At 42.7% G+C, this 22,186-nt stretch carries 19 protein-coding genes; 9 read left to right on the top strand and 10 right to left on the bottom strand.

Annotated features, from left to right (window positions below; all coding sequences use genetic code 11):
* The first annotated feature begins 286 nt into the window (after window positions 1-286).
* Window positions 287-1,417: a glycosyltransferase gene (locus tag JMY02_RS01565; protein WP_201594521.1), complete on the top strand. Its 1,131-nt coding sequence runs from the start codon at window positions 287-289 to the stop codon at window positions 1,415-1,417.
* Here JMY02_RS01565 and JMY02_RS01560 read toward each other — a convergent pair.
* The 4 genes from JMY02_RS01560 to aspS form a co-directional block, all read right to left on the bottom strand.
* Complete coding sequence (locus tag JMY02_RS01560) at window positions 1,414-2,259, bottom strand: hypothetical protein (protein ID WP_227678371.1); 846 nt, start codon at window positions 2,257-2,259, stop codon at window positions 1,414-1,416. The genes JMY02_RS01565 and JMY02_RS01560 overlap by 4 nt on opposite strands.
* A 108-nt stretch (window positions 2,260-2,367) precedes the next feature.
* Entirely contained in the window at window positions 2,368-3,168 is an 801-nt protein-coding gene (locus JMY02_RS01555; protein WP_201594517.1) for a glycosyltransferase, read from the bottom strand.
* Window positions 3,169-3,462: 294 nt separating this feature from the next.
* Entirely contained in the window at window positions 3,463-4,419 is a 957-nt protein-coding gene (locus JMY02_RS01550) for a lysophospholipid acyltransferase family protein (protein WP_201594515.1), read from the bottom strand.
* A gap of 67 nt (window positions 4,420-4,486) precedes the next feature.
* The gene (gene aspS, locus JMY02_RS01545) at window positions 4,487-6,313 is read right to left on the bottom strand and encodes an aspartate--tRNA ligase (RefSeq protein WP_201594513.1); all 1,827 of its coding nucleotides are present in this window, start codon (window positions 6,311-6,313) and stop codon (window positions 4,487-4,489) included.
* 356 nt (window positions 6,314-6,669) lie between these two features.
* Between aspS and sohB the strand changes: the two genes are divergently transcribed.
* The 5 genes from sohB to JMY02_RS01520 all read left to right on the top strand — a co-directional run bounded on the left by sohB (window position 6,670) and on the right by JMY02_RS01520 (window position 12,513).
* The gene (gene sohB / locus JMY02_RS01540; RefSeq protein WP_201594511.1) at window positions 6,670-7,650 is read left to right on the top strand and encodes a protease SohB; all 981 of its coding nucleotides are present in this window, start codon (window positions 6,670-6,672) and stop codon (window positions 7,648-7,650) included.
* A gap of 230 nt (window positions 7,651-7,880) precedes the next feature.
* Complete coding sequence (locus JMY02_RS01535; protein WP_201594864.1) at window positions 7,881-9,131, top strand: acyl-CoA dehydrogenase family protein; 1,251 nt, start codon at window positions 7,881-7,883, stop codon at window positions 9,129-9,131.
* Window positions 9,132-9,316: 185 nt separating this feature from the next.
* On the top strand, window positions 9,317-10,627 hold the full coding sequence (locus JMY02_RS01530) for a phosphotransferase family protein (protein WP_201594509.1): 1,311 nt from the start codon (window positions 9,317-9,319) through the stop codon (window positions 10,625-10,627).
* Window positions 10,628-10,702: 75 nt separating this feature from the next.
* Complete coding sequence (locus tag JMY02_RS01525; protein ID WP_201594507.1) at window positions 10,703-11,458, top strand: histidine phosphatase family protein; 756 nt, start codon at window positions 10,703-10,705, stop codon at window positions 11,456-11,458.
* A 185-nt stretch (window positions 11,459-11,643) separates the two neighbouring features.
* On the top strand, window positions 11,644-12,513 hold the full coding sequence (locus JMY02_RS01520) for an SDR family oxidoreductase (protein WP_201594505.1): 870 nt from the start codon (window positions 11,644-11,646) through the stop codon (window positions 12,511-12,513).
* A 99-nt stretch (window positions 12,514-12,612) separates the two neighbouring features.
* Here JMY02_RS01520 and JMY02_RS01515 read toward each other — a convergent pair whose 3' ends face one another.
* The 5 genes from JMY02_RS01515 to JMY02_RS13775 all read right to left on the bottom strand — a co-directional run bounded on the left by JMY02_RS01515 (window position 12,613) and on the right by JMY02_RS13775 (window position 18,639).
* Window positions 12,613-14,313 (bottom strand): AMP-binding protein, encoded by a 1,701-nt coding sequence (locus JMY02_RS01515; RefSeq protein WP_201594503.1) that lies wholly within the window; start codon window positions 14,311-14,313, stop codon window positions 12,613-12,615.
* Window positions 14,314-14,946: 633 nt separating this feature from the next.
* Window positions 14,947-16,638 (bottom strand): AMP-binding protein, encoded by a 1,692-nt coding sequence (locus JMY02_RS01510; RefSeq protein ID WP_201594501.1) that lies wholly within the window; start codon window positions 16,636-16,638, stop codon window positions 14,947-14,949.
* Window positions 16,639-17,148: 510 nt separating this feature from the next.
* The gene (locus tag JMY02_RS01505) at window positions 17,149-17,943 is read right to left on the bottom strand and encodes an ABC transporter permease (protein WP_201594499.1); all 795 of its coding nucleotides are present in this window, start codon (window positions 17,941-17,943) and stop codon (window positions 17,149-17,151) included.
* Window positions 17,944-18,020: 77 nt separating this feature from the next.
* Window positions 18,021-18,467: an ABC transporter ATP-binding protein gene (locus tag JMY02_RS13700; RefSeq protein ID WP_406947713.1), complete on the bottom strand. Its 447-nt coding sequence runs from the start codon at window positions 18,465-18,467 to the stop codon at window positions 18,021-18,023.
* A complete protein-coding gene (locus JMY02_RS13775; RefSeq protein ID WP_406947712.1) occupies window positions 18,349-18,639 on the bottom strand; it encodes an ATP-binding cassette domain-containing protein in 291 nt (96 codons plus the stop codon). The genes JMY02_RS13700 and JMY02_RS13775 overlap by 119 nt, the downstream gene beginning before the upstream one ends.
* Between JMY02_RS13775 and JMY02_RS13695 the strand changes: the two genes are divergently transcribed.
* Window positions 18,575-18,802 carry a hypothetical protein gene (locus tag JMY02_RS13695; RefSeq protein WP_265087939.1) on the top strand — a complete coding sequence of 76 codons (228 nt, stop codon included), beginning with the start codon at window positions 18,575-18,577 and terminating at the stop codon, window positions 18,800-18,802. The two genes, JMY02_RS13775 and JMY02_RS13695, sit on opposite strands and share 65 nt — an antisense overlap.
* A gap of 122 nt (window positions 18,803-18,924) precedes the next feature.
* On the opposite strand, the gene JMY02_RS01495 is transcribed toward JMY02_RS13695, so the two are convergent.
* Entirely contained in the window at window positions 18,925-19,542 is a 618-nt protein-coding gene (locus tag JMY02_RS01495) for an acyl-CoA thioesterase (RefSeq protein ID WP_227678370.1), read from the bottom strand.
* A 338-nt stretch (window positions 19,543-19,880) separates the two neighbouring features.
* Between JMY02_RS01495 and xthA the strand changes: the two genes are divergently transcribed.
* Together xthA and argJ are read left to right on the top strand one after the other, a co-directional pair.
* Window positions 19,881-20,705, top strand: coding sequence for an exodeoxyribonuclease III (gene xthA / locus JMY02_RS01490; protein ID WP_201594493.1), 825 nt, complete (start codon window positions 19,881-19,883; stop codon window positions 20,703-20,705).
* Between the two features lie 235 nt (window positions 20,706-20,940).
* A complete protein-coding gene (argJ, locus tag JMY02_RS01485; RefSeq protein ID WP_201594491.1) occupies window positions 20,941-22,164 on the top strand; it encodes a bifunctional glutamate N-acetyltransferase/amino-acid acetyltransferase ArgJ in 1,224 nt (407 codons plus the stop codon).
* The last annotated feature ends 22 nt before the right edge of the window (window positions 22,165-22,186 follow it).

Genomic DNA, 22,186 nt, shown 5'->3' with positions numbered 1-22,186 from the left:
GTCCTCAATTCAATCCATTGTCCTCTAAATGGGCTAAAAATGGCTAAATTTTGCCAAACATCGTCAAATAGCTTATCAATATCTCGATATTATTTGCGCTACTTTCCTTGTTTGACGGCAATTTATCTCATTTTTATCACCATTTTTAAAATGAGGACACGCCCTAATGTGAGAGTAGGTGACATCACCATATAAAAGATCACTGCACTTATTTATTCACGTGTTGGCTGACATTAAAGATAGAGATTTGTGAATCAATGGTATAAAACATGACACCAAGGCAGCTATGACTCAACCCATTATTTTATTGATATTAAAAGCGTTAGAAGGTCGCGGTGCCGAGCGTATGGTAACGACGTTAGCGCGGGCTTATATTCAAATGGACTACAGCGTTCATGTACTGTGCTTAGAAGATACCCAAGAAATGCCATTGGATCCTCGAATAAAAAAACATATTGTTCCATATTATGAGGTTTTTGCTCAGCAGCAACTTGCTCCGGACTCTGAGCAAGCCAATGCTTATAAGGCAGTTGCTGAGCGTATTGATTTTTATGTTCTTAATCAGATAGGGGTGCCGGATCTCATACTGGCTAACATCTATAAAGTAAATTGGATAATGGCTTATAGCAAGCTAGCCAATATCGTGAATGTGTTGCATACGGCAGTATCTAGACAGTTTCAACAGCAGTTGTCAGACGACACAGTACAAACCATAGCCCATCTAAAAATGGTATATGGTGCTCATCCTTGTAGCTGTGTGAGCGAAGGGTCACGTCAAGACTTGCTCTCACTTTTAGGGCAAGTTACCAAAACCCTGACCATTTATAATCCTTGCGATATCGTTGATATTAATACCAAAGCCGCACAGACGCCATATATTGAAAGTTTTGGCTTAAGAGACAAAGAATACATTATTCATGTTGCCTCATTCGATAGTATGAAAGGCCATCGAGACTTGCTACAAGCTTATGCGAAAACAGAGCGGAAGCTGCCATTAGTGTTGGTAGGTAAAGGTAAGCTTGAAGCGGAAATTAAGCAGTTGGCGCTTCAGCTTAATATTAGTGACTGTGTTAGATTTTTGGGATTTCAGACCAATCCTTATCCGTTAATCGCATCCGCCGCATTGATGGTACTGACGTCTAAATTTGAAGGGTTTGGTTACGTTATCGTCGAAGCACAAGCACTCGGAGTGCCGGTAATTAGTACCGATTGTCCATTTGGTCCAAGAGAGTTATTGCCTGCAAAAAATTTGATATCCGTAGGGGATATTGATGGGCTTGCCCTACTCATGGGTCAAGCAATAGACAATCTAACACACTATACAGTACCGCTAAATCAGCAGCTATTGCCTAATCACATCGCACAGCAGTACTTAGCATTTGGTTCGGTGTTAGATTTAGAAAGTAATGAGCGCTAGAGATTGCCAAATAATGCTTTGGATATAGGAGAATGGTTGATAACACAGACCCCATGCTCTTTATAGACTCTACTCAATAAATTGAACGACGGGACAATACGGTCGCTGATGACGGTATTAAGAGTACTTGGGGCGCTGTTGTTTGTGTGTTCGTAGAATCGTGGCTGATCGCTGTTGATCAAATCGATACCGTATAAGTGTATAGCAGCTGCATGACGTGAGAAAGCCAGTTGTGTGGCTACATAGGCAACAGTGCCTGCCTCGACAAATCCATGAGTAACATTAAGAGAAACGCCGATCTCAGCAGATTTATAACTGTCATCAATAATAAAATTTGGATGATTCATAAAGCATGACAAAGGCATTTTTTTATTCAATAATTTTTTCTTAAATATGAGCTTACTAAATGATAGCTTATTCGATTTTACGCCCCATGGTCTATCTACTGGATATAACACACGCATAGCATGATGGTAAGTACGCATAATATCAGGGTGGGTTGTTGCCATCGCTTCGAAGACGGCTAACGTTGCGTATAAGGGTTGACCAGTATAATGCTGACGTAAAATTTCAGGTTGGTGATTGATAAAGCGTGCGTCGCTAATGACATAACCGACAACATCTGTGAAGCGATGATGACCAATGAGGCTAAGGCTACCATTGACGAAAATAGTGGGTATTTTTAGTAGTTCTGGCAATGATAGCTGCTGTATGGATGGACCTGAGGCGATAATGTTGACGTCTTGTCCAAGCAAGCTTTGCTCTGGTTCACTAGCATTAAAAGCATTGATAAAGATGATCTCGTTATCAATATTAAACCCAGCGGTAGTAGGTAATCTCAAATATAGCGCCATACTGTTTTCCAGTAGTTGACTTCAGGTATTTTATATCGTGATGCATTACCTTCAAATTATCTGTAAGCCATCTAAACATAGTTAGTATCTAAACGATTATTGCCAATAATTTTTTAACCATGGGCTTGGTTTCACATGACGATACCACTTGCCGCCACTACCTGCAATGGCGTCTGGTGGGTTTATCTCACCATGAAAAATAACAATTTTTGCGTTATCAGGCAGTGTTGGTGCACGCACTAAGTTAAACGGAATTGGGGCAATGCATTGGTATTTAAAACTGACACACCATGTTTTGTCCCAGTACTCTAGGTGATGGTGCTCACGTAAATAGTTTGATAGGTAGGCTTGTTCGTGGCGAACTTGCTGACGGATGGTGTCAAAGTTACGCTCAAAGTTTGCTAGCAAATCAGGGTAAGAGTTCATACCAATATTAAATCGATATACCGAACTATTGCCAATCATCCGCCATGGTTTTTTCCAATCACGAATGATGACGACACTGTCTTTATATTCTGCTTGGTAAGTAAAAAATGCATCAATATTATCAACAATCACAATGTCGATATCTAAAAATAACGCAACACCTTTTAAATCATAAAGCTCAGGTTTAAAAGTAGTGAGCTTTTTCCAGCCACGCTCAGGGCCAGCCGGTAGGTTCATCTCAGGTATGGGATAACAAGCAATAGCAGGATCAATACCAGTGATGTCATCAGTCAAGCAAACCATCTGAAAGTCTAGAGTGAGATGGCGACTGACCATATTATAAAGACGGTTGACGTATTCAGAGCCGTATTTATCACCCCATTTCATACAAATAATATAACGTGGTTCAGCAGTATCCGTATCTGTTTGCGCAAAGTTTTTGGGAATAGTCTTAGGTACGTCAGATGTCATAATGCACTCACATGGAGGTAAATAAAGAACTAGGGCGTGTTCTCAATCTGAACGATAGCGACTAAATGGGTTAAAAATGGCTAAATATTCGCCAAACTGCGTCAAATAACTGGTTAATATCCCGATATTATCAGCGCTATTTTCCTTGTTTGGCTTCAATTTATCTCATTTTTATAACCATTTTCAAAATGAGGACACGCCCTAATCATTAAAATAAAAATGGGTGAAATATTGCCAATATTAGCATAACTGTAACTGATGATATGTCTAAATAGTTAAACGATAGAACAGTTATTACTTATAATTATCGAACTTACTATGATTGTCACTATTAGCAGTTGTAGAATTATGAGCTTGAATAAAGGCTTTTAAAGCCGCTTTGCTTTTTCGGTAAGGATTGCCTAGATTTGGTATATGCTTAAAACGACGATAACCCCACATATAGTGACTACAATGATCTCTAATCATCTGTTCCATGGCTTGATTGAGCGCATAAGACGCTGTTTCAGCATCACGATTATATAGAGCAGGATCATCGAGTTTATAACAATAAATATCAAAACCACGACCATCGTCACGGCGGATACAAGACAAACCAACCAACGAACATGTGGTTTTGCTAGCAAGTTTGGAGGCGAGTGTACTGGTTAAGGTCTCGATACCAAAAAAAGGTACCACCACACCCCCTGAAGGATCAGGCACATGGTCAGGCAACACGATACTAAAGCCACCTTGTTTGAGTGTTTTAAATACGGCCTTAACACCGCTACCATCCGTCGGAACTAAAGTTGCATTAAGACGCGCACGACCTTGGAGCACAAAATTATTGGTGATATTACCTTTAACTGGCTTGTACATGATGGTTGGCGCGCCAAACTGATTTAGCCACGCGTTCATCATCTCCCACGTACCCAAATGCGGTACGATTGCGAGCATGCCATTAGGATTGGCCAGTCCTTCTAATAAAATATCTTTATTATGAACGTCACGAATCTGACCAATACTCCATTCAGGAGACATCGCCCAGCTTTTGATGGACTCAATACTGGTTAAACATTGATGATAAATAATGTCTTTAGTCAGTGCTTTTTTTTGAATGTCAGACAGGTTAGGAGCAATCAGCGCCATATTAATACGAATAGTGCGCATGATACTTAAGCTTGGTATTTTAACGATTATCCAAGCGACAAAACGTGCCATTATCTGCAATACAGACAATGGCACCAATTTGAAAAGATGATAAGGATTCACAACCACTCACATGGTGACGAATCACATAACAAGCACTGTAGATGACAACTACGAATCATCGTGCTATTTACTGAGCAGACTTGTTGGCATCGGCTTGTACTTTTTCACGCACACGGATACCAAGATCACGTAGCTGCTTGCTATCGACTTCAGCAGGTGCTTGAGTTAATGGGCACTCAGCAGTTTTGGTTTTTGGGAAAGCGATGACATCACGGATAGAGTCTGCGCCTACCATGAGCATAATTAGTCGATCCAAACCAAAGGCCAACCCACCATGCGGCGGTGCACCAAATTTCAATGCATCAAGTAAGAAACCAAACTTGTCTTCAGCCTCTTGCTCGCCGATACCCAGAGCATCAAGGACAGCTTGCTGCATATCAAAGGTATTGATACGTAAGCTACCACCGCCAACTTCCGTACCATTTAGCACCATGTCATAAGCGATAGATAGGGCCGCTTCTGGGTTGTTTTTCAGCTCATCGACCGAGCCTTTAGGCTTAGTAAACGGATGATGCATTGATGTCCAGCGACCATCGTCAGTTTGCTCGAACATTGGGAAGTCAGTCACCCAAAGTGGCGCCCACTGGCAAGTTGTCATTTCAAGGTCTAGACCAATTTTTTGACGTAGTGCGCCGATTGCGTCGTTCACGACACTGGCTTTATCGGCACCAAAGAAGATAATATCGCCATCTTCTGCCGCAGTACGCTCAATCAGGCTAACAAGCACATCATCAGTCATGTTTTTGATGATAGGAGACTGTAGGCCTGATTCTTTATCTACGCCATTGTTGATGCTGCTGGCATCATTGACTTTGATATAAGCCAAACCGCGTGCGCCATAAATGCCAACAAACTTAGTATAAGCATCGATTTGCTTACGGCTTAATGAGGCACCACCAGGAATGCGAAGGGCAGCAACGCGACCTTTAGGATCGTTAGCAGGGCCGGCAAATACTTTGAAATCAACGTCTTTCATCAAATCTGCAACGTCAACCAGTTTCAATGGAATACGTAAATCAGGCTTGTCTGATGCGTAGTCACGCATTGCTTCGGCATAAGTCATGCGCGGAAACTGTTCAAACTCAACGTCCATCATGGTCTTGAACAAATGCTTGATCAGACCTTCGTTGATGTTCATGATTTCTTCTTCATTTAAGAAAGAAGTTTCGATATCCACCTGCGTAAATTCAGGCTGACGATCAGCACGTAAGTCTTCATCACGGAAGCATTTAGCGATTTGATAATAACGATCAAAACCTGACACCATCAGCAACTGCTTAAATAGCTGTGGCGACTGCGGCAGTGCAAAGAAGTTACCTGGGCGTGTACGTGATGGTACCAGATAATCACGCGCGCCTTCAGGCGTTGCACGAGTCAAAATAGGCGTCTCAACGTCTAAGAAACCATGATCATCTAAGTAACGACGAATCGTTGAGGTCGCTTTGGCACGGAAAACCATACGCTCCTGCATTTGCGGACGACGCATATCGAGATAGCGATACTTTAGACGCAAATCTTCTGATACGGTGGTTTTTTCGTCATTCAATGGGAATGGCGGGGTTTCAGACTTGGCCAGTACTTCAATCTCTTTGCCCAATAGCTCAATCTGACCACTGGTCATATTGTTGTTTTCAGTACCTTCATAACGGCGACGTACGCGGCCTGTGATTTTTAGCACGTATTCAGGACGTACCGCGTCAGCCGTGGCAAAAGCTTCTGGCGTATCAGGATCAACGACTACCTGCAAGATACCAGCGCGGTCACGCATGTCCAAAAAAATCACGCCACCGTGATCGCGACGACGATGTACCCAGCCTACGATGCTAATGGTTTGCTCAAGTAAGCTTTCGGTTACGGCTCCGCAATATTCGTCTCGGTATTCGCTATGCGTCATAATATAGTTATCCAGTTGTCAGCCCAATTCGAAATACAATAATGCAGCCATAATCGTGCGATTCAAGTGATTCGCAAAAAAAGCACAAATAACGCGATTAAGACAAATAGTCATCACGTTGGCTACAGAGAATTTGATATAAACGCATATTATGCCTAATCTGCCATTGTTATACAACCAGCTGAGTTCAATCAGAGTATTGGATCACTGCAGTATCGCCGTATTTATTCAGTAACATTTGTATTGGGTTAAATATTATTATTCTGCTTGAAAATGTGGCAGAGCGTGCGCATATCAACGTCACGCTAATAAAACCAGCTATATTGATATATTTACTGACTTGAGGATTTGTAATCATGCTATTTCATCCCCCTAAAAACCCTGTTGAGCTAAGAGTAATACACCTTAACGAAACACAAAAGCAGCGCCGCGAAGATCTGATGGAAGCGACCCAAGGCAAAGCTGCCCTCAAGCAATTCCAAAAGACCATGGCCAAAAAAGCCAAACAAGCACTAAAATCAAAATCTAAAAATAAGAAAAAAAATACGGATAAAAAACCACAAGTTTTCGTTTTGGACTTTGATGGTGATATCAAAGCCACGGCTGTTAAGCATTTACGTGAAGAAATCAGCACACTAATCAGCACAGCGAATAAAGGCGATGAAGTCGTCGTGCGCCTTGAGTCAGGTGGTGGTTTGGTGCATGGCTATGGTCTAGCAGCAGCGCAATTGGTTCGTCTAAAAGAAGCGGGTTTGAAATTGACTGTCTGTGTCGATAAAGTCGCCGCTAGTGGCGGTTATATGATGGCCTGTGTCGCGGACAATATTGTCGCTGCGCCATTCGCCATTATTGGCTCAATCGGTGTGGTGTCACAATTGCCTAACTTTCATAAGTGGCTCAAAAACCACGACGTAGACTATGAGATGTTTACCGCTGGTGATTATAAGCGTACGGTCACAGTATTTGGCGAAAACGATGAAGCAGATCGCGCTAAATATCAAGAAGAGCTGGAGCAGACGCATGCGCTATTTAAACACTTTGTCAATAAATATCGTCCAGAATTGGAGGTTGCTAAAGTAGCAACGGGTGAGCATTGGTATGGCGAAGATGCGCTAAAACTTAATTTGATCGATAGCTTACAAACGTCTGACAGTTATATTTTAAATCTAATGGAAGAGAGTGAGGTCTATGCACTGCATTCACGCCAAAAGCCGACATTAGCAGAAAAGCTGGGACTGGCACAAGCCGCCGAAGCGACCTTAAGTATGGCAGTTGACAAGCTACCGGATGCGCTGGCGCGTTTTGATTTGAATAGTCGTTTAAACATTCTGAAGTAGTTTTTATCTGAAATGACTGAGCGTTTTGCGCTTAATCTATTCATTGTTTGTATTTTGTAAAAGGCGTGCCCTAACGGGTCGCGCCTTTTTTGCTGTTTATTGATAACTGCTGTGTTATAAATATAGGATACGAAAAACAGTATACGCACGTACACTATCAGTGTTTTATTGGAAATTGATTAAAACAATCAACATAGAAAAGGAAGTCATTTATGTCTAGCGATACCCTAATGTTTACCGCAACAGAACATGGTCAAGCCATGCATGCAAAAGTCAAAGCGTTCATCGAGACGCATATTGAGCCAATCGAAGCGCAGTTTTGGCAGGATTGCCACCAGCAAAATCCTGATGGTAATTGGAAAAACTGGCAGTGGCCAGAAAAATACGAAACCTTACGCAAACAAGCTCGCGAAGCTGGGTTATGGAATTTATTTTTGCCCGATGACACCTTAGGTGCTGGGCTTTCGGTCACTGACTATGCACCAATTGCAGAATTGACAGGTCGCAGTTTGCTGGCACCTTATGTATTCAATTGTAACGCCCCTGACAGTGGCAATATGGAGCTTTTGTGGCGCTATGGTTCTGAGGAGCAGCAAGCTACATGGCTCACGCCAATCCTAGAGGGCAAAACGCGCTCTGTGTTTTGTATGACTGAGCCAGATGTGGCATCAAGTGATGCGACCAATATGCAAGCGACGGCTGTGGTTGATGGTGATGAGATCATTATTAATGGCAGCAAGTGGTGGTCATCTGGGCTTGGTGATCCTGCGGTGGATGTGTTGATTGTGATGGCCTATACCCCTGATGAAAATAAAGACCGCCATCATCAGCATTCTATGGTACTGGTGCCCGCAAAATCGGCTGGCGTGAATATCGAGCGTATGCTCAAAGTGTTTGGTGATTATGATGCGCCGCACGGCCATGGCGAAGTCAGCTTCAATGATGTACGCGTACCAGTAAGTCATTTTATTGGCGGGCCAGGTATGGGATTCGAGATTGCCCAAGGTCGTCTAGGGCCGGGTCGTATCCATCATTGTATGCGCTGCATTGGTGCTGCCGAAAAGTCTTTAGAATTGGCGGTCAAACGCGGTATGGAGCGCAGCGCTTTTGGTAAGCCATTGCTACAATTGGGTGGTAATTTTGAGCGTATCGCTGAAGCGCGCATTAAAATTGACCAAGCGCGGCTATTGACCTTATACGCGGCACAAAAAATGGATGCGCAAGGAACCAAAGCGGCCTTGACCGAAATCTCTGCTATCAAAGTCGTTGCGCCAACCGTACTGCAAGAAGTGGTTGATATGGCGATTCAGATTCATGGTGGCATGGGGGTATGTCAAGATACGATGTTGCCCAACTTTTTTGCCCAAGCACGAGCGCTACGTTTAGCGGATGGGCCTGATGAAGTGCATAAAACTATGATTGCCAAGTTGGAGTTAAAGCGTCAGGGTTTTAGCCGCTCTGCTAAACCAGCAAAGGCTTAATCACAATGACTGATCGTGCGGATAGTTTATGATTTCGCCGACTGAAGCTCATCAGAATTAAGACAATAATGAGGTTAATTGAACATTCACTATTAAATTATTAATAGTGGATGTTTCATTACTACTAATGTTTTATTACTACTATACGTTATAAAAATAAATGACCAAATGATAAGGAACATCTTATGGCAACTGACAATCATGCCAGCCATACCGACGACAAAAATACGGAAATTAATCATAAAATATTGGATAAAGGTGGCGATGTCCGTGATGGTGAAGCGCTTGATGCTAAAGTGGTAAGTACATGGCTACGTGATCAAGGGGTCGATATACAAGGCGAACCCACTGTTACTCAGTTTTCAGGGGGCGCATCAAATTGGACGTATCGCTTGCAATATGAAGGTGAAGATAAAAGCCAAGATTTAATCTTGCGTCGCCCGCCAAAAGGCACCAAAGCAAAATCCGCACACGATATGGTTCGCGAATATACCGTACAAAAAGCATTAGAAGACGCTTATCCGTATGTCCCAAAAATGGTGGCACTCTGTACTGATGAAACAGTAATCGGGGCTGATTTTTATGTCATGGAGCGGATGGAAGGGATCATTCCTCGTGCCAATCTGCCAAAAGGCGTTGAGTTAGACACAGCGCAAACGCGTGCATTGTGTACCAATGTCATCGATGCTTTGATCGAATTGCATCAAGTGGATTACACAGAACACCCTGATTTGGTGAGTCTAGGTCGGGGTGAGGGCTATTGCGCCCGTCAGGTGAGTGGTTGGGATAAGCGTTATGTCAAAGCGAAAACACCCAACGTACCAAGTTTTGCACTGGTGAGGCAATGGCTTGGTAAGCACACGCCAGCCGATAGCAAAACCTGCCTCATTCATAATGATTGGCGCTTTGATAATGTGATTTTAGCCGCTAATGATCCAACCCAAGTCATCGGCGTCCTTGATTGGGAAATGGCGACACTGGGTGATCCGTTGATGGATTTGGGCAGCGCGTTGGCGTATTGGATTGAAGAAGATGACAATATCATTATGCAACAATCACGTCGCCAGCCCACACACCTAAAAGGTATGATGACTCGTGATGAAGTGGTGACCTATTATCTTGAACAGACGGGTCTAAAGATAGATAACTGGACTTTTTATGAAGTATTTGGCTTGTTTCGCCTAGCAGGTATCGTCCAGCAAATTTACTACCGTTACTATAATAAACAAACGACCAATGCCACTTTTAAGAACTTTTGGATTATCGTGCACGTCTTACATGCTAAGTGTCTTAAGTTGATTGCTCAGTACGAAGGTGAGGCGTTATTTATTAGCCGTGTGCAGCCGCACTTACAGGATATGGGTGTCGATGCGGCCACCATTGAGCAGTTACCAAATCCTGTGCAAGCGGTTATTAAAGGTATTTTGCCAAAAAGCTATTTTGGGCAAACCACTCATAAACCTGAAGCGTCTGAAAATATAGTCGGTGAAAAGTAATATCGATACACCAGCAATACTATAGCTATATCGAACAAACCGCATTTTAGAAATTACGATAAAAGGTAATATATTATGACAACCATACTTCTGGCACGTCATGGTCAGGCGTCCTTTGGACAAGAAAACTACGATCAGCTTTCAGAGCTGGGCGGCATTCAGGCACAATTGCTTGGTCAACATTACGCCAGTACGCAGCGTCGAATTGATGCCATTTTTACAGGTAGCTTGGTCAGGCAACGCGACTCTGCCCAGCATTTTTGGGCGCGTTATCAATCATCTGTCGCTACTGAGAATAGTAATGGCATGCCTATCATCAATCTAAATGAGCCTGACAGCTACATTTTGCCACAGTTTGATGAATTCAATCATAAAGACGTATTCGTGAAGTCTGATCCGGCTTTTAGCAGTCGAGCTGCGATTTTGGCTGAAATTGCTAAGTCAGATGTGCCAGATACACGTTTGGCTGAATTATTTGATCAAGCGATGCAGCGCTGGCATGGTGGCGACAATGACCAAGATTATATCGAGAGCTGGCCAACATTTAACAATCGGGCGCAGCAAGCACTTGAACAAGTACGTACAAAAGTGACCAATCTCAATTTAGATCAAGACAGTACGGTACTGGTTTTTACTTCAGGTGGTGTGATCGCTGCTATAACGGCACAGTTATTGAAACAAGGCAGCCAAATTGCCTATCAATTGAATAAAAGCTTGGTCAATACGGGTGTCACGTCTATCACACTAAAAGATCAAAGCACCCGTTTGATATCTTTAAACGAATATAGTCATTTGTTTTCTGAAGGAAAGCGCTTTGTCACTTGGCGATAAGCTGGCAATTGATAATAAGGATATAGCGAGTTTAAAATAAAAGAGTAACGCAAAAAAGTAGTACTACGGCTATGAATTTCTCTTGTGTGCTTTTGGTGTATTTTCATAACTATCAAACTCAATCTACAGATTTGCGATATCATAGACTACCGACTCTAGCCAATATTGATAAAAAAGGACTGTCCATGCAACGTAAATTGATACATTTGGTAACCAAAAGCGCCCGCCAAGGTAAAAATCAAATATTTAGTGCCATTCAGCCATCACGCTACTTACAGGATTTAAATAAGCAGCAGACTGGACGAGACAAAACCGTATTGATTACGGGTGCGAGCTCGGGTTTGGGTGAGGGGATGGCAAGGCTTTTTGCCAAGCTTGGCTACAATCTTGCCATATGTGCGCGCCGCACCGATCGTTTGGAGCGTCTACAGTCAGAGCTTATGGCGCAATATCCTAATATTCGTGTCGAGTACCGAGCTTTAGATGTCAGTAATTACGATGCCATCTTTGAAGTATTTGATGCATTTACTGCTGATTTTGGCACGATTGATCGTATCGTAGTCAATGCTGGGGTTGGCGATAGTCGGCGCATCGGTAAAGGACGCTTTGATACCAATCGCTATACTGTTGAAATCAACTTTATATCAGCATTGGCGCAGTGTGAAGCGGCGATGAATATATTTCGTGCCCAAAATAGCGGTCATTTGGTTGTGATATCCAGCATGTCAGCCATGCGCGGATTGCCCAAGCACTTGACTGCCTATGGTGCGAGTAAAGCAGGATTGGCGCATCTGGCAGAAGGCATCCGTGCGGATATGCTTTTAACCAAACTGCCGATTCAGGTCTCTACGATTTATCCAGGGTATATTCGCACTGAGATTAATGAAAATGCGAAACCACTACCATTCGAAGTGGATACCGATACTGGTACCAAAGCAATTGTGGCGGCAATTGAGGCTGGGGTAGATGAAGCATGTGTACCAAGTTTGCCGTGGTCAATGGTCGGTCGGGCAATGAAGCACTTGCCATTGCAGATGATAAATAAATTCAGTTAATACGATTAACTTAATGAAAACGAATGAACAAAAAACCCACTATATTTAATATAGTGGGCTTTTATTTTTGGCGCTTATTTTAAAATCATAACACACGTATTACATTGTTTGAGGATTGTCTGATAGGTGTTGTTCACGCAGCTTTTGACGCAGTACTTTACCCACGTTACTCTTCGGTAGCTCGCTGACAAATTCGATATGGCGCGGACATTTATAACCTGTCAAATTATCCAATGCAAACTCTTTAACCTCTTCTTTGGTGACATTGTTGTCTGCAGGAATGATATAGATTTTGACAGCCTCGCCTTGATTGTCGTCAGGGATACCAATGACTGCACAATCAATGATGCCATCACAATCAAGCATCACAGACTCGATCTCATTTGGAAATACATTAAAACCTGATACCAATATCATGTCTTTTTTGCGATCTAGTAACGTAAAGTAGCCTTTTTCATCCATACTAACAATATCACCAGTACGGAAATAACCATCGCTGGTAAAGATGTTCGAGTTGTCTTTGTTAAAGTAACCTGACATGACATTCGGCCCTTTAATACACATCTCACCCGCTTGATTGAATCCCACACGCTTGCCATTTTCATCGACAGTAATGATATCGACACTAGGGACTGGTATGCCAATAGTACCATTGAACTTGCGATTGGTAACGACGTTGGCAGTACCAGCCGCGACTCCTTCGGTCATACCCCAACCTTCAATCATCGGACAGCCAGTGACTTCTAACCAACGTGCCGCGGTTTGCTCCGTTGCTGCCATACCGCCCGCTTGTGTGATGCTTAGCGAGCTAAAGTCTAAGGATTTAAAGCTTGGCTGATCCAGTAAGGCTTTAAACAAGGTATTCACCCCTGGGAAAATATGGAATGGTTGCTTGGATAAGGTTTTGACAAAGCCCGGCATATCGCGTGGGTTTGGTACCAATATAAAAGTATAGCCCGAGCGCATACCTAGTAGGCTAAGTGAAAAAGCAAAAATATGATAAAGCGGCAAGGCCATGACCATATTGATATATACCTCATTAATTTCTGAGGTAATAGGTCGATACCACGCTTCTGCCATCATTGCAGAAGCCGCTATATTGCGCTGAGTTAATATCGTGCCCTGAGATAGACCTGTCGTACCACCAGTATATTGCAATATGCCTATTTGATCTAAGTTCATTACTGGGGTAGTGAAAGGTAAGTTTTTGCCTTTTTTGAGCACATCAGGGAACTTAGTGACATTATACTTAGGGTCATTAAGATTGTATTTGGGTACTAAGCGTTTGACCTGACGGATAACCGTATTGACCAAAATGCCTTTTAAGCCCATCATATCGCCCATTTTCGATAAAACAATACGCTTAATATTTGTCTCTTCAATGACCTGCTCTAGGGCTTGAGCGAAGTTATCAACGACAAAAATTGCCTGAGCACCTGAGTCATTTAATTGATGACGCAGCTCACGACCCGTGTATAGCGGGTTGATAGGCGTACAGACATAGCCTGCTCGCAAAATACCAATCATCGTTGGCAAGTATTGAGGGACGTTTGGCATCATGAGTGCCACCACGCTGCCTTTAGGTAGGCTTTGAGCTTGCAGCCATGCTGCCACGGCAAGTGAGGCCTTATCAACGTCACCATAAGTATGAGTAACGCCCATACAAACAGTCATAGGATGCATACGGAAGCGCTCAAAGCATTCTTCATACAATTCTATAAGGCTTTTGTATTGATCGGGATTAATGGTCTTGGGTACGTTTTTTGGATATTGAGCGAGCCAAGGTTTATCTACTGTCATGCGTAGCGTCCTTAAATTGAGATAAGTTAAGGGTCTATAAAAAGTTAGTCACATCCATGTCAACAATAAAATCATTGCTTTGTGAGCAAAGAATTGTTGAGTGCTATCCTGTCTATCCACATACTGCTAAAATACAGAAACCTCTATAAGATTTAATTTAACCACTTTAATTTAGCCACAAAGAAGCGAACACATAAGTAGATTAAACGGTTGGTTCAATAGTATTAATGCCTAAGAATTGTTACTTTTAAATGATGTTAGTTAACTAAAAGTATTAGTAATTTACATCAAGAAAAATTGTCGTAACATGTTTTACGGTACATTAGCATAAGTATGATTTATTTAGTTAATCATATACAAGAACTTGAGAGTTTATAATTCAAATTGATAAATCAGAGAATATATGGTGTAAGTGACGAGGCAATGAAAGGTGTATATGAAGATGGGAACCGATTGTCTCTGAAGAAAAAGCTCATCAATATAGTGACGATATTTATGAGCTTTATAATAATAATTAAGTAACGCTATAATTAGACAATGACAGTTTTTGGTATAACTATTATGAACTCGAATCAAAAAGCCCTCAACATACAATGTCGAGGGCTTTTTTAATCATCAATGTTTGATTCAGAATTAAGGGTGGTCTAATTGATGCTTTTCACGCAGTTTCTGACGCAGTACTTTACCTACATTGCTCTTTGGTAACTCACTGACAAATTCAATATGACGTGGGCATTTATAACCTGTCAAATTGTCTAAGGCAAATTCACTAATAACTTCTTTTGTCACATTGTTGTCAGCAGGAACGATATAGATTTTAACGGCTTCACCTTGGCGTTCATCTGGAATACCAATCACCGCACAATCGATAATACCGTCACAGTCCAGCATGACCGATTCGATCTCGTTGGGGAAGACATTAAAACCTGAAACCAATATCATGTCTTTTTTGCGGTCTAATAAAGTAAAGTAGCCTTTTTCGTCCATGCTGGCGATATCACCAGTACGGAAGTAGCCATCGCTGGTAAAGTCCTCATGACTATCTCTGTTTAAGTAACCAGAGGTCACATTTGGTCCTTTAATACACATCTCACCCGCTTGATTTACGCCCACGCGTTCACCATCTTCATCAATGAGAATGATGTCAACACTTGGTACTGGAATACCAATCGTACCGTTGAACTTGCGATCAGTAATAAGGTTGGCTGTACCACCAGCCACGCCTTCAGTCATACCCCAGCCTTCCACCATTGGGCAGCCAGTGACTTCTAACCAACGGGTCGCGGTTTGCTCAGTTGCCGCCATACCACCTGCCTGCGTGATGCGTAGTGGACTAAAGTCTAAAGACTTGAAGCTTGGTTGTTCAAGTAAGGCTTTAAACAAAGTATTGACCGCTGGGAAAATATGGAACGGCTGTTTGGATAAGGTTTTGACAAAGCCCGGCATATCACGCGGGTTTGGCACTAATATAAATGTATAGCCTGAGCGCATACCCAGTAAACTGAGCGAAAAAGCAAAGATATGATAGAGCGGTAACGCCATGACCATATTGATATAGACCTCATTAATCTCTGAGGTCACAGGACGATACCACGCTTCTGCCATCAAGGCCGCTGACACGATATTGCGCTGAGTGAGGATAGTGCCTTTAGACAATCCAGTCGTTCCGCCAGTATATTGCAAGATGGCCAACTGATCTAAGCTCATTTTTGGCGGATGGAAGGGCAGGTTTTTCCCTTTTTTTAGGACATCAGGAAACTTAGTCACTTCATGCCGTGGGTCGTCGAGCTTATATTTAGGTATCAAGCGTTTGACTTGGCGAACAATGGTGTTGACCAGCATCCCTTTTAATCCCATCATATCGCCCAATTTGGACAATACAATGCGCTTAATAGCAGTCTCATCCACTACTTGTTCAAGTGCTTGCGCAAAGTTATCAACCACAAAAATAACCTGAGCACCTGAATCATTCAATTGATGACGCAGTTCACGACCGGTATACAATGGATTGACTGGAGTACAGACATAGCCTGCGCGCAAAATACCAATCATCGTTGGCAGGTATTGAGGGACATTTGGCATCATGAGTGCGACGACGCTGCCTTTGGGAATGCCTTGTGCTTGTAACCATGCCGCCACGGCAAGTGAGGCTTTATCAACATCACCATAAGTATGAGTAACGCCCATACAGATGGTCATGGGGTGCATACGAAAGCGCTCAAAACACTCTTCATATAGCTCCATGATGCTGCTATATTTGTCGGGATTGATTGTTTTAGGTACACCATTAGGATAATGGTTGAGCCAAGGTTTATTCGGCGTCATAGTCAGCGTCCTTGAAATTTAAAATAGATTGGGATTTGTTAGTAGAGCAGTCATATCCTTGTCAATAAAATACTTCAGCGCTGACGTAGATCATGTATCGCTGAATACCTTTATCTATTGACTGGCTGCTGATTTTTTGCTGCCTTATACAATTATTCTTAACTAATATTAATGAGAATAATTAAGCAGGGTAAATAAACAGATGGCTCAATCATAAAAGCATGCTTGCTATTAAATAAGCGATATCAGTTATTTACCATTAACGTATCAAAAAACCGATACATTCAAGCAATACATTAGCATGAATACAATATAATGTAGTATATGGATGCAACACTGAGCAGTGCATAAATAAAGCTGAAAAATAGCGTGTATATATGATGCAAAAGTAGCTAAGCCATCATGCCTCTGCTACGTGATGAGGTAATGGCTGTTTTGGTGAAGGAAGTTACTATGGGAATTGCACGGTGGCGTGTTTAGAATGCTCTAGTGATATATTTCTCTTGATAGTTATTGCGGTAGAATCAACTGCTTATTTTTGTTAAAGAAACGTCGATAGATAAGCAAGGCACTTATTGTGCAGCCGAGGGTGCTGCTGACACAGATCAAAAACATGGTTATTATCTGATAGCGGACTGCTTGAGTGGGATCTGCGCCAGCCAGTATTTGACCCGTCATCATGCCGGGTAAACTGACAATACCAACGACTAGCATAGAATTTAGGGTAGGGGTCATGCCATTGACGATGGCGGCACGTATAGGCTCGTGTACCGCCTCAAACGGTCGGGCAGCTAGGCTTAGCATCATCTCAATACGGCCTTGCTGCTCATGAAAGGTTTCAATCAGCTGGTTGCTCGTCAAGGAGATGGCGGTCAAAGAGTTGCCTAGTATCAGACCCAATATAGGAATGATAAATTGCGGCGTATACCAAGGCTGTACCCTTAAAATAACGATGATTGCTATCGCTGTGACCAATACAGCTGAAGCACTGACCGCGAGCAGGGTATCGGTCAATAAGCCTTTATACGTGCGTTTGACTCGGTTTTTGGCAGCACTCCCTGCAATCAGAGTCATAATGGTTAAAATCAATAGCACTTCGTACCACTGTTCACGTGCAAAAATCCATGCCAGTATCAAACCGATAAAGCTCAGTTGGACGACAGTACGAATAGCGGCTATTAACAGTGTCTTAGTCAGCTGTAATCGTAATCGCCAAGAAACAATAAGGACGATGACGATTAGACTGCTGGCGAGGGCAATATCACCGTAAGTTAAAAATACTTGTATATCATCCATACCGCTCATAAGTGCTCATTATAGTTGTGGCTGTCAGGTAGGGTTTAACGAGACTGAGTTAAAAATTTCATGCGAATTTTTTGGTATTAAGACAATTCGGTTAATACGCCTGCTTGCATATGCCAATGGTTATCAGCTAATGGCATGATGTCTTGTGTATCATGAGTCACCCATAATAATGTGCGCTGTGTATCTGCTCGCAACCAATTAATGAGCAAATTTACCAATTGTGCTGAGGTCTCACCGTCTAAAGCAGCGGTAGGTTCATCCAGTAGTAATACGCGCGGCCTCAGCTGCAAAAGACGTAAAGTATTGACCAGCTGCCGCTCGCCACCAGATAGGTGAGTGGCCGCTTGATGTAAAAAGTCAGCACCACGCTCTAGATGAGCAAGCTGTGCGATATGCCATTCTCTATCAAAACGGCGCTGCTGATGCGCTTGCAAACGATATGGCATTTGTAAATTGTCTAGCACACTGCCTTCTAGCAATTGTGGATGCTGCGCGAGTAGAGCGACTTGGGTGCGCCATTGTATGGGTGCGCCATTGTATGGGTGCGGTATGATGAATACTATGATAAGTACCATGAGAGGTATGACTATTTGGCTCGCCAGCCCTTTGCAAACAGACATCGCCGCTGCTCATGGGTAATAAACCCGCCAGCACACGTAATAATAACGACTTACCACTGCCAGATGCACCCGTCAAAACCGTAACTTGTCCGGATAACAATTTGCCATCGATACCTTTTATTAATGCGTTTTTAGAGAGAGATAAATTGTTGTCTTTAATGTCATCTTTCTTTATTCTTTTGAGCCATTTATGGGCCGTGCTAGATAAAAGAGGTGCGGTAGTAGAAGGTAAATTTTGACTCGGGTTTGTTATAGAACGGTTACTGTGCACCCAGATATTTTTGAACTCTAGCATAACGTTCTTCTTATGAGTGCCAATGTATGATTGATCCTAAATAAAAGCCGTATAATCCTGATAATGTTACGACTCATCAGCGTTTTGGGTGATTACCTGCTGGATTGCGTCGCGTAACTCCTGCGGCACACGAATAGGTCGCATGGGTGCGGTATTAGTATCGGGCTTATTATCAGATATCCGTTCTGATGTGACTTGGTTTTTCACGCAGGCAATAACGATTTTGGCATTACTTAATAGTGTCTGATTGAATAAATGATTATTCGCTTTGGTGTTATCATCAGAATCGCTAGAGCTGCTATCTGGTGTACGACGATGAATACTTTGATAAAATATAATGCTGGCAGGCTTTAGCTCGACTTTATCGATGCGCACATTGATGATTTCATCCAACAAAATGGCTCTTTTGTATTGCAAGTCTGCCTGACTCACGACAAAATGCTGTACGTCACCATCATCATCTTTGAGAAAATAACCGTTTAACCCAAGCTGACCAAACCAGTCGCGTCGGCAGTTTTCAAAGAACACCAAATGGTTGGCATGATAAACTATGCCACCGGCGTCAGTATGATTAATATAAACGTTATAATCAGTCGCAAACAGTGGCGTAGGCTTTTGATCAGATTTTGTCTTATTAGACTTTGCTTTAGTAGAGATAGCTACTGCGTTTGTATTTTTACTCATGGCTGTTGTCATAGGGATACTCAATAAAAAACGATGTATGTGATAATAAGCGTTACTCTATCTTAAGATACAAAAGCACGCAACACATAGGACGGACTGACGTCTGTTATCATCGTTTTTTATCAGCACGTCTCATATATAGTTAGGACAATATAAAAAAGCCAGCGTGACAGGGATAAATTTTTTGTCGCCTCTGTCTGCACAGGCACAGCAAGCAAAAAAAATTTGTACCAGTCACGCATTATCACGTCGCGTATCCATGTTACTCAGTATCGACTACATTTTTATCAGCACCGTATTTTCATCAATTAGTTTAATCAATCAGTATAGGATGGTTTATGTCCCGCTTTGTCAGTTTTAATATCAATGGTATTCGAGCCCGTCAGCATCAACTTGAGGCCATACGAGAGGTCATCGATCCTGATGTCATGGGTCTGCAAGAAACGAAAGTTCATGATGAGCAGTTTCCACTCACAGATATAGAAAGTTTGGGCTATCACGTAGAATACTTTGGTCAAAAAGCACATTACGGTGTGGCACTATTGTCTAAGGTTGCGCCTATATTTGTCCAAAAAGGCTTTCCTAGTGAAGATATGGAGGCGCAAAAGCGTTTTATTCATGCGCGCTATGAGTTTGAAGGTCGCGAAATCGATGTGCTTAATGGGTATTTTCCACAAGGGGAAAGTCAAGATCATCCGACCAAATTTCCGATGAAGCGGGCGTATTATGCGGACTTAATGGCTTATATCGATACTTTACAAGCGGAAGGGCGCTCGCTCGTTGTAATGGGAGATATGAATATCGCCCCAGAAGATATCGATATCGGTATTGGTGAAGTCAATGCTAAGCGTTGGCTGAAAAATAGAAAGACGTCATTTTTGCCAGAAGAGCGCGAATGGTATAGTGATTTAATGCGACGTGAGTTGACCGATACTTACCGTTTGCACTATCCAGAGAGTACAGAGTTGTATAGCTGGTTTGATTATCGCAGTCGCGGCTTCAATGATGATCCTAAGCGGGGCTTACGTATCGATCATATTTTGTGTACCTCTGACTTGGTTGAGGCGTGTGTCGATGCAGGTATTAGTTATGAGCTACGCGCTATGGAAAAACCCTCTGACCATGCACCCATTTGGTCGGCATTTGATTTAAGTAAATTGTAATATTTAAATAGTATTTATCAAATGATGTTCTATAGTCGATTTTAAATAAAATAGATACATTATATTTCAACGCTGAACGGGTATAAATTCTTTTGGCTTGCTGTGCCTTTGCAGACAGAGGCTGCAAAAAATTCATACCAGTCCAGCTGACTCATTTTTATACTAAACTCAATATACAAAAATGCCAAAAACAAACAATACGAAAAATTGAAAACTAAAAAAGAAGGATTTATCTATGGCTGTCGGAAATATTGCAGTACCCAACACTATTTACCCTATCGAGGGTATCAAGCTAAGCGCGACTGCCGCAGGCGTACGCTACAAAGATCGTGATGACTTGGTGGTGGTTGAAATAGCGGAGACGGCCACCACTGCGTTGGTAACGACCAAAAACACCTTTTGTGCCGCGCCTGTACGCGTATTGCGTGAGCATTTTGTCAAGGCCAGTCCACGCTATTTGGTAACCAATACCGGTAACGCGAATGCTGGTACGGGTGCTGATGGTAAGCGCCGTGCTGTCGAGATCTGTAACGCTTTGGCAGATAAAACAGGCGTAGATGTCAATAGCATATTGCCGTTTTCTACTGGCGTCATTGGTGAACCATTAAACAGTGACGCGGTGATTGCAGGTTTAGATGCGGCGTTAGCGAATCTTGCTGCTGACAATTGGCTGGTAGCCGCTAATGGTATTCGTACCACTGACACCGTTCCCAAGCTTGCCAGCCAAAAAATCGATGTGGACAATAGCAGCTATCATATTACGGGTATGTCAAAAGGCTCAGGTATGATACGCCCAAATATGGCGACCATGCTGGGCTATGTGGCAACGGATGCCAATATCGCTGCTGATTTATTACAAGAGATGCTCATTGCTATCAATGAGCAGTCTTTTAACCGTATTACTGTTGATGGGGATACATCGACCAACGATTGCTGCGTGTTAATAGCGACAGGTGCGGCCAGTTCAGATATTATCGATAGCTCATCTCATCCGCATTATCAGCCAGTCTTTGCAGCTTTAACGGCAGTCTTTGTCCGTTTGGCGCAATTGATTGTACGTGATGGAGAAGGTGCCACCAAGTTTATGACAGTGAAAGTCACGGGTGGCAAGACGACGCAAGAATGCTGCGATGTTGCCTATGCAGTTGCGCAGTCACCCTTAGTGAAGACAGCATTCTTTGCCAGTGATGCCAATTGGGGTCGTATCTTAGCGGCAGTAGGCTACGCTGGTATCGAGGATCTCGACACAGAACAAGTTGATGTGTATTTGGATGACGTGATGATTTGCCAAAATGGGGGTGTTGCGCCGGATTATACGGAAGAGGCGGGCAAGATGGTCATGAGTCGTGCTGAGATTACCATTCATATCGATCTTTCCCGTGGGGACGCCAGCGACACGGTTTATACCTGTGACTTATCCTATGACTACGTCAAGATTAATGCTGATTACCGTAGTTAAGTATTTTTGGATCTCGTAACTG

Source organism: Psychrobacter vallis (assembly GCF_904846715.1).
In the GTDB taxonomy this organism is placed as follows: domain Bacteria; phylum Pseudomonadota; class Gammaproteobacteria; order Pseudomonadales; family Moraxellaceae; genus Psychrobacter; species Psychrobacter vallis.
Note: the sequence above shows the minus strand (reverse complement) of the source record. Positions and strands in the feature narration are given on the sequence as shown.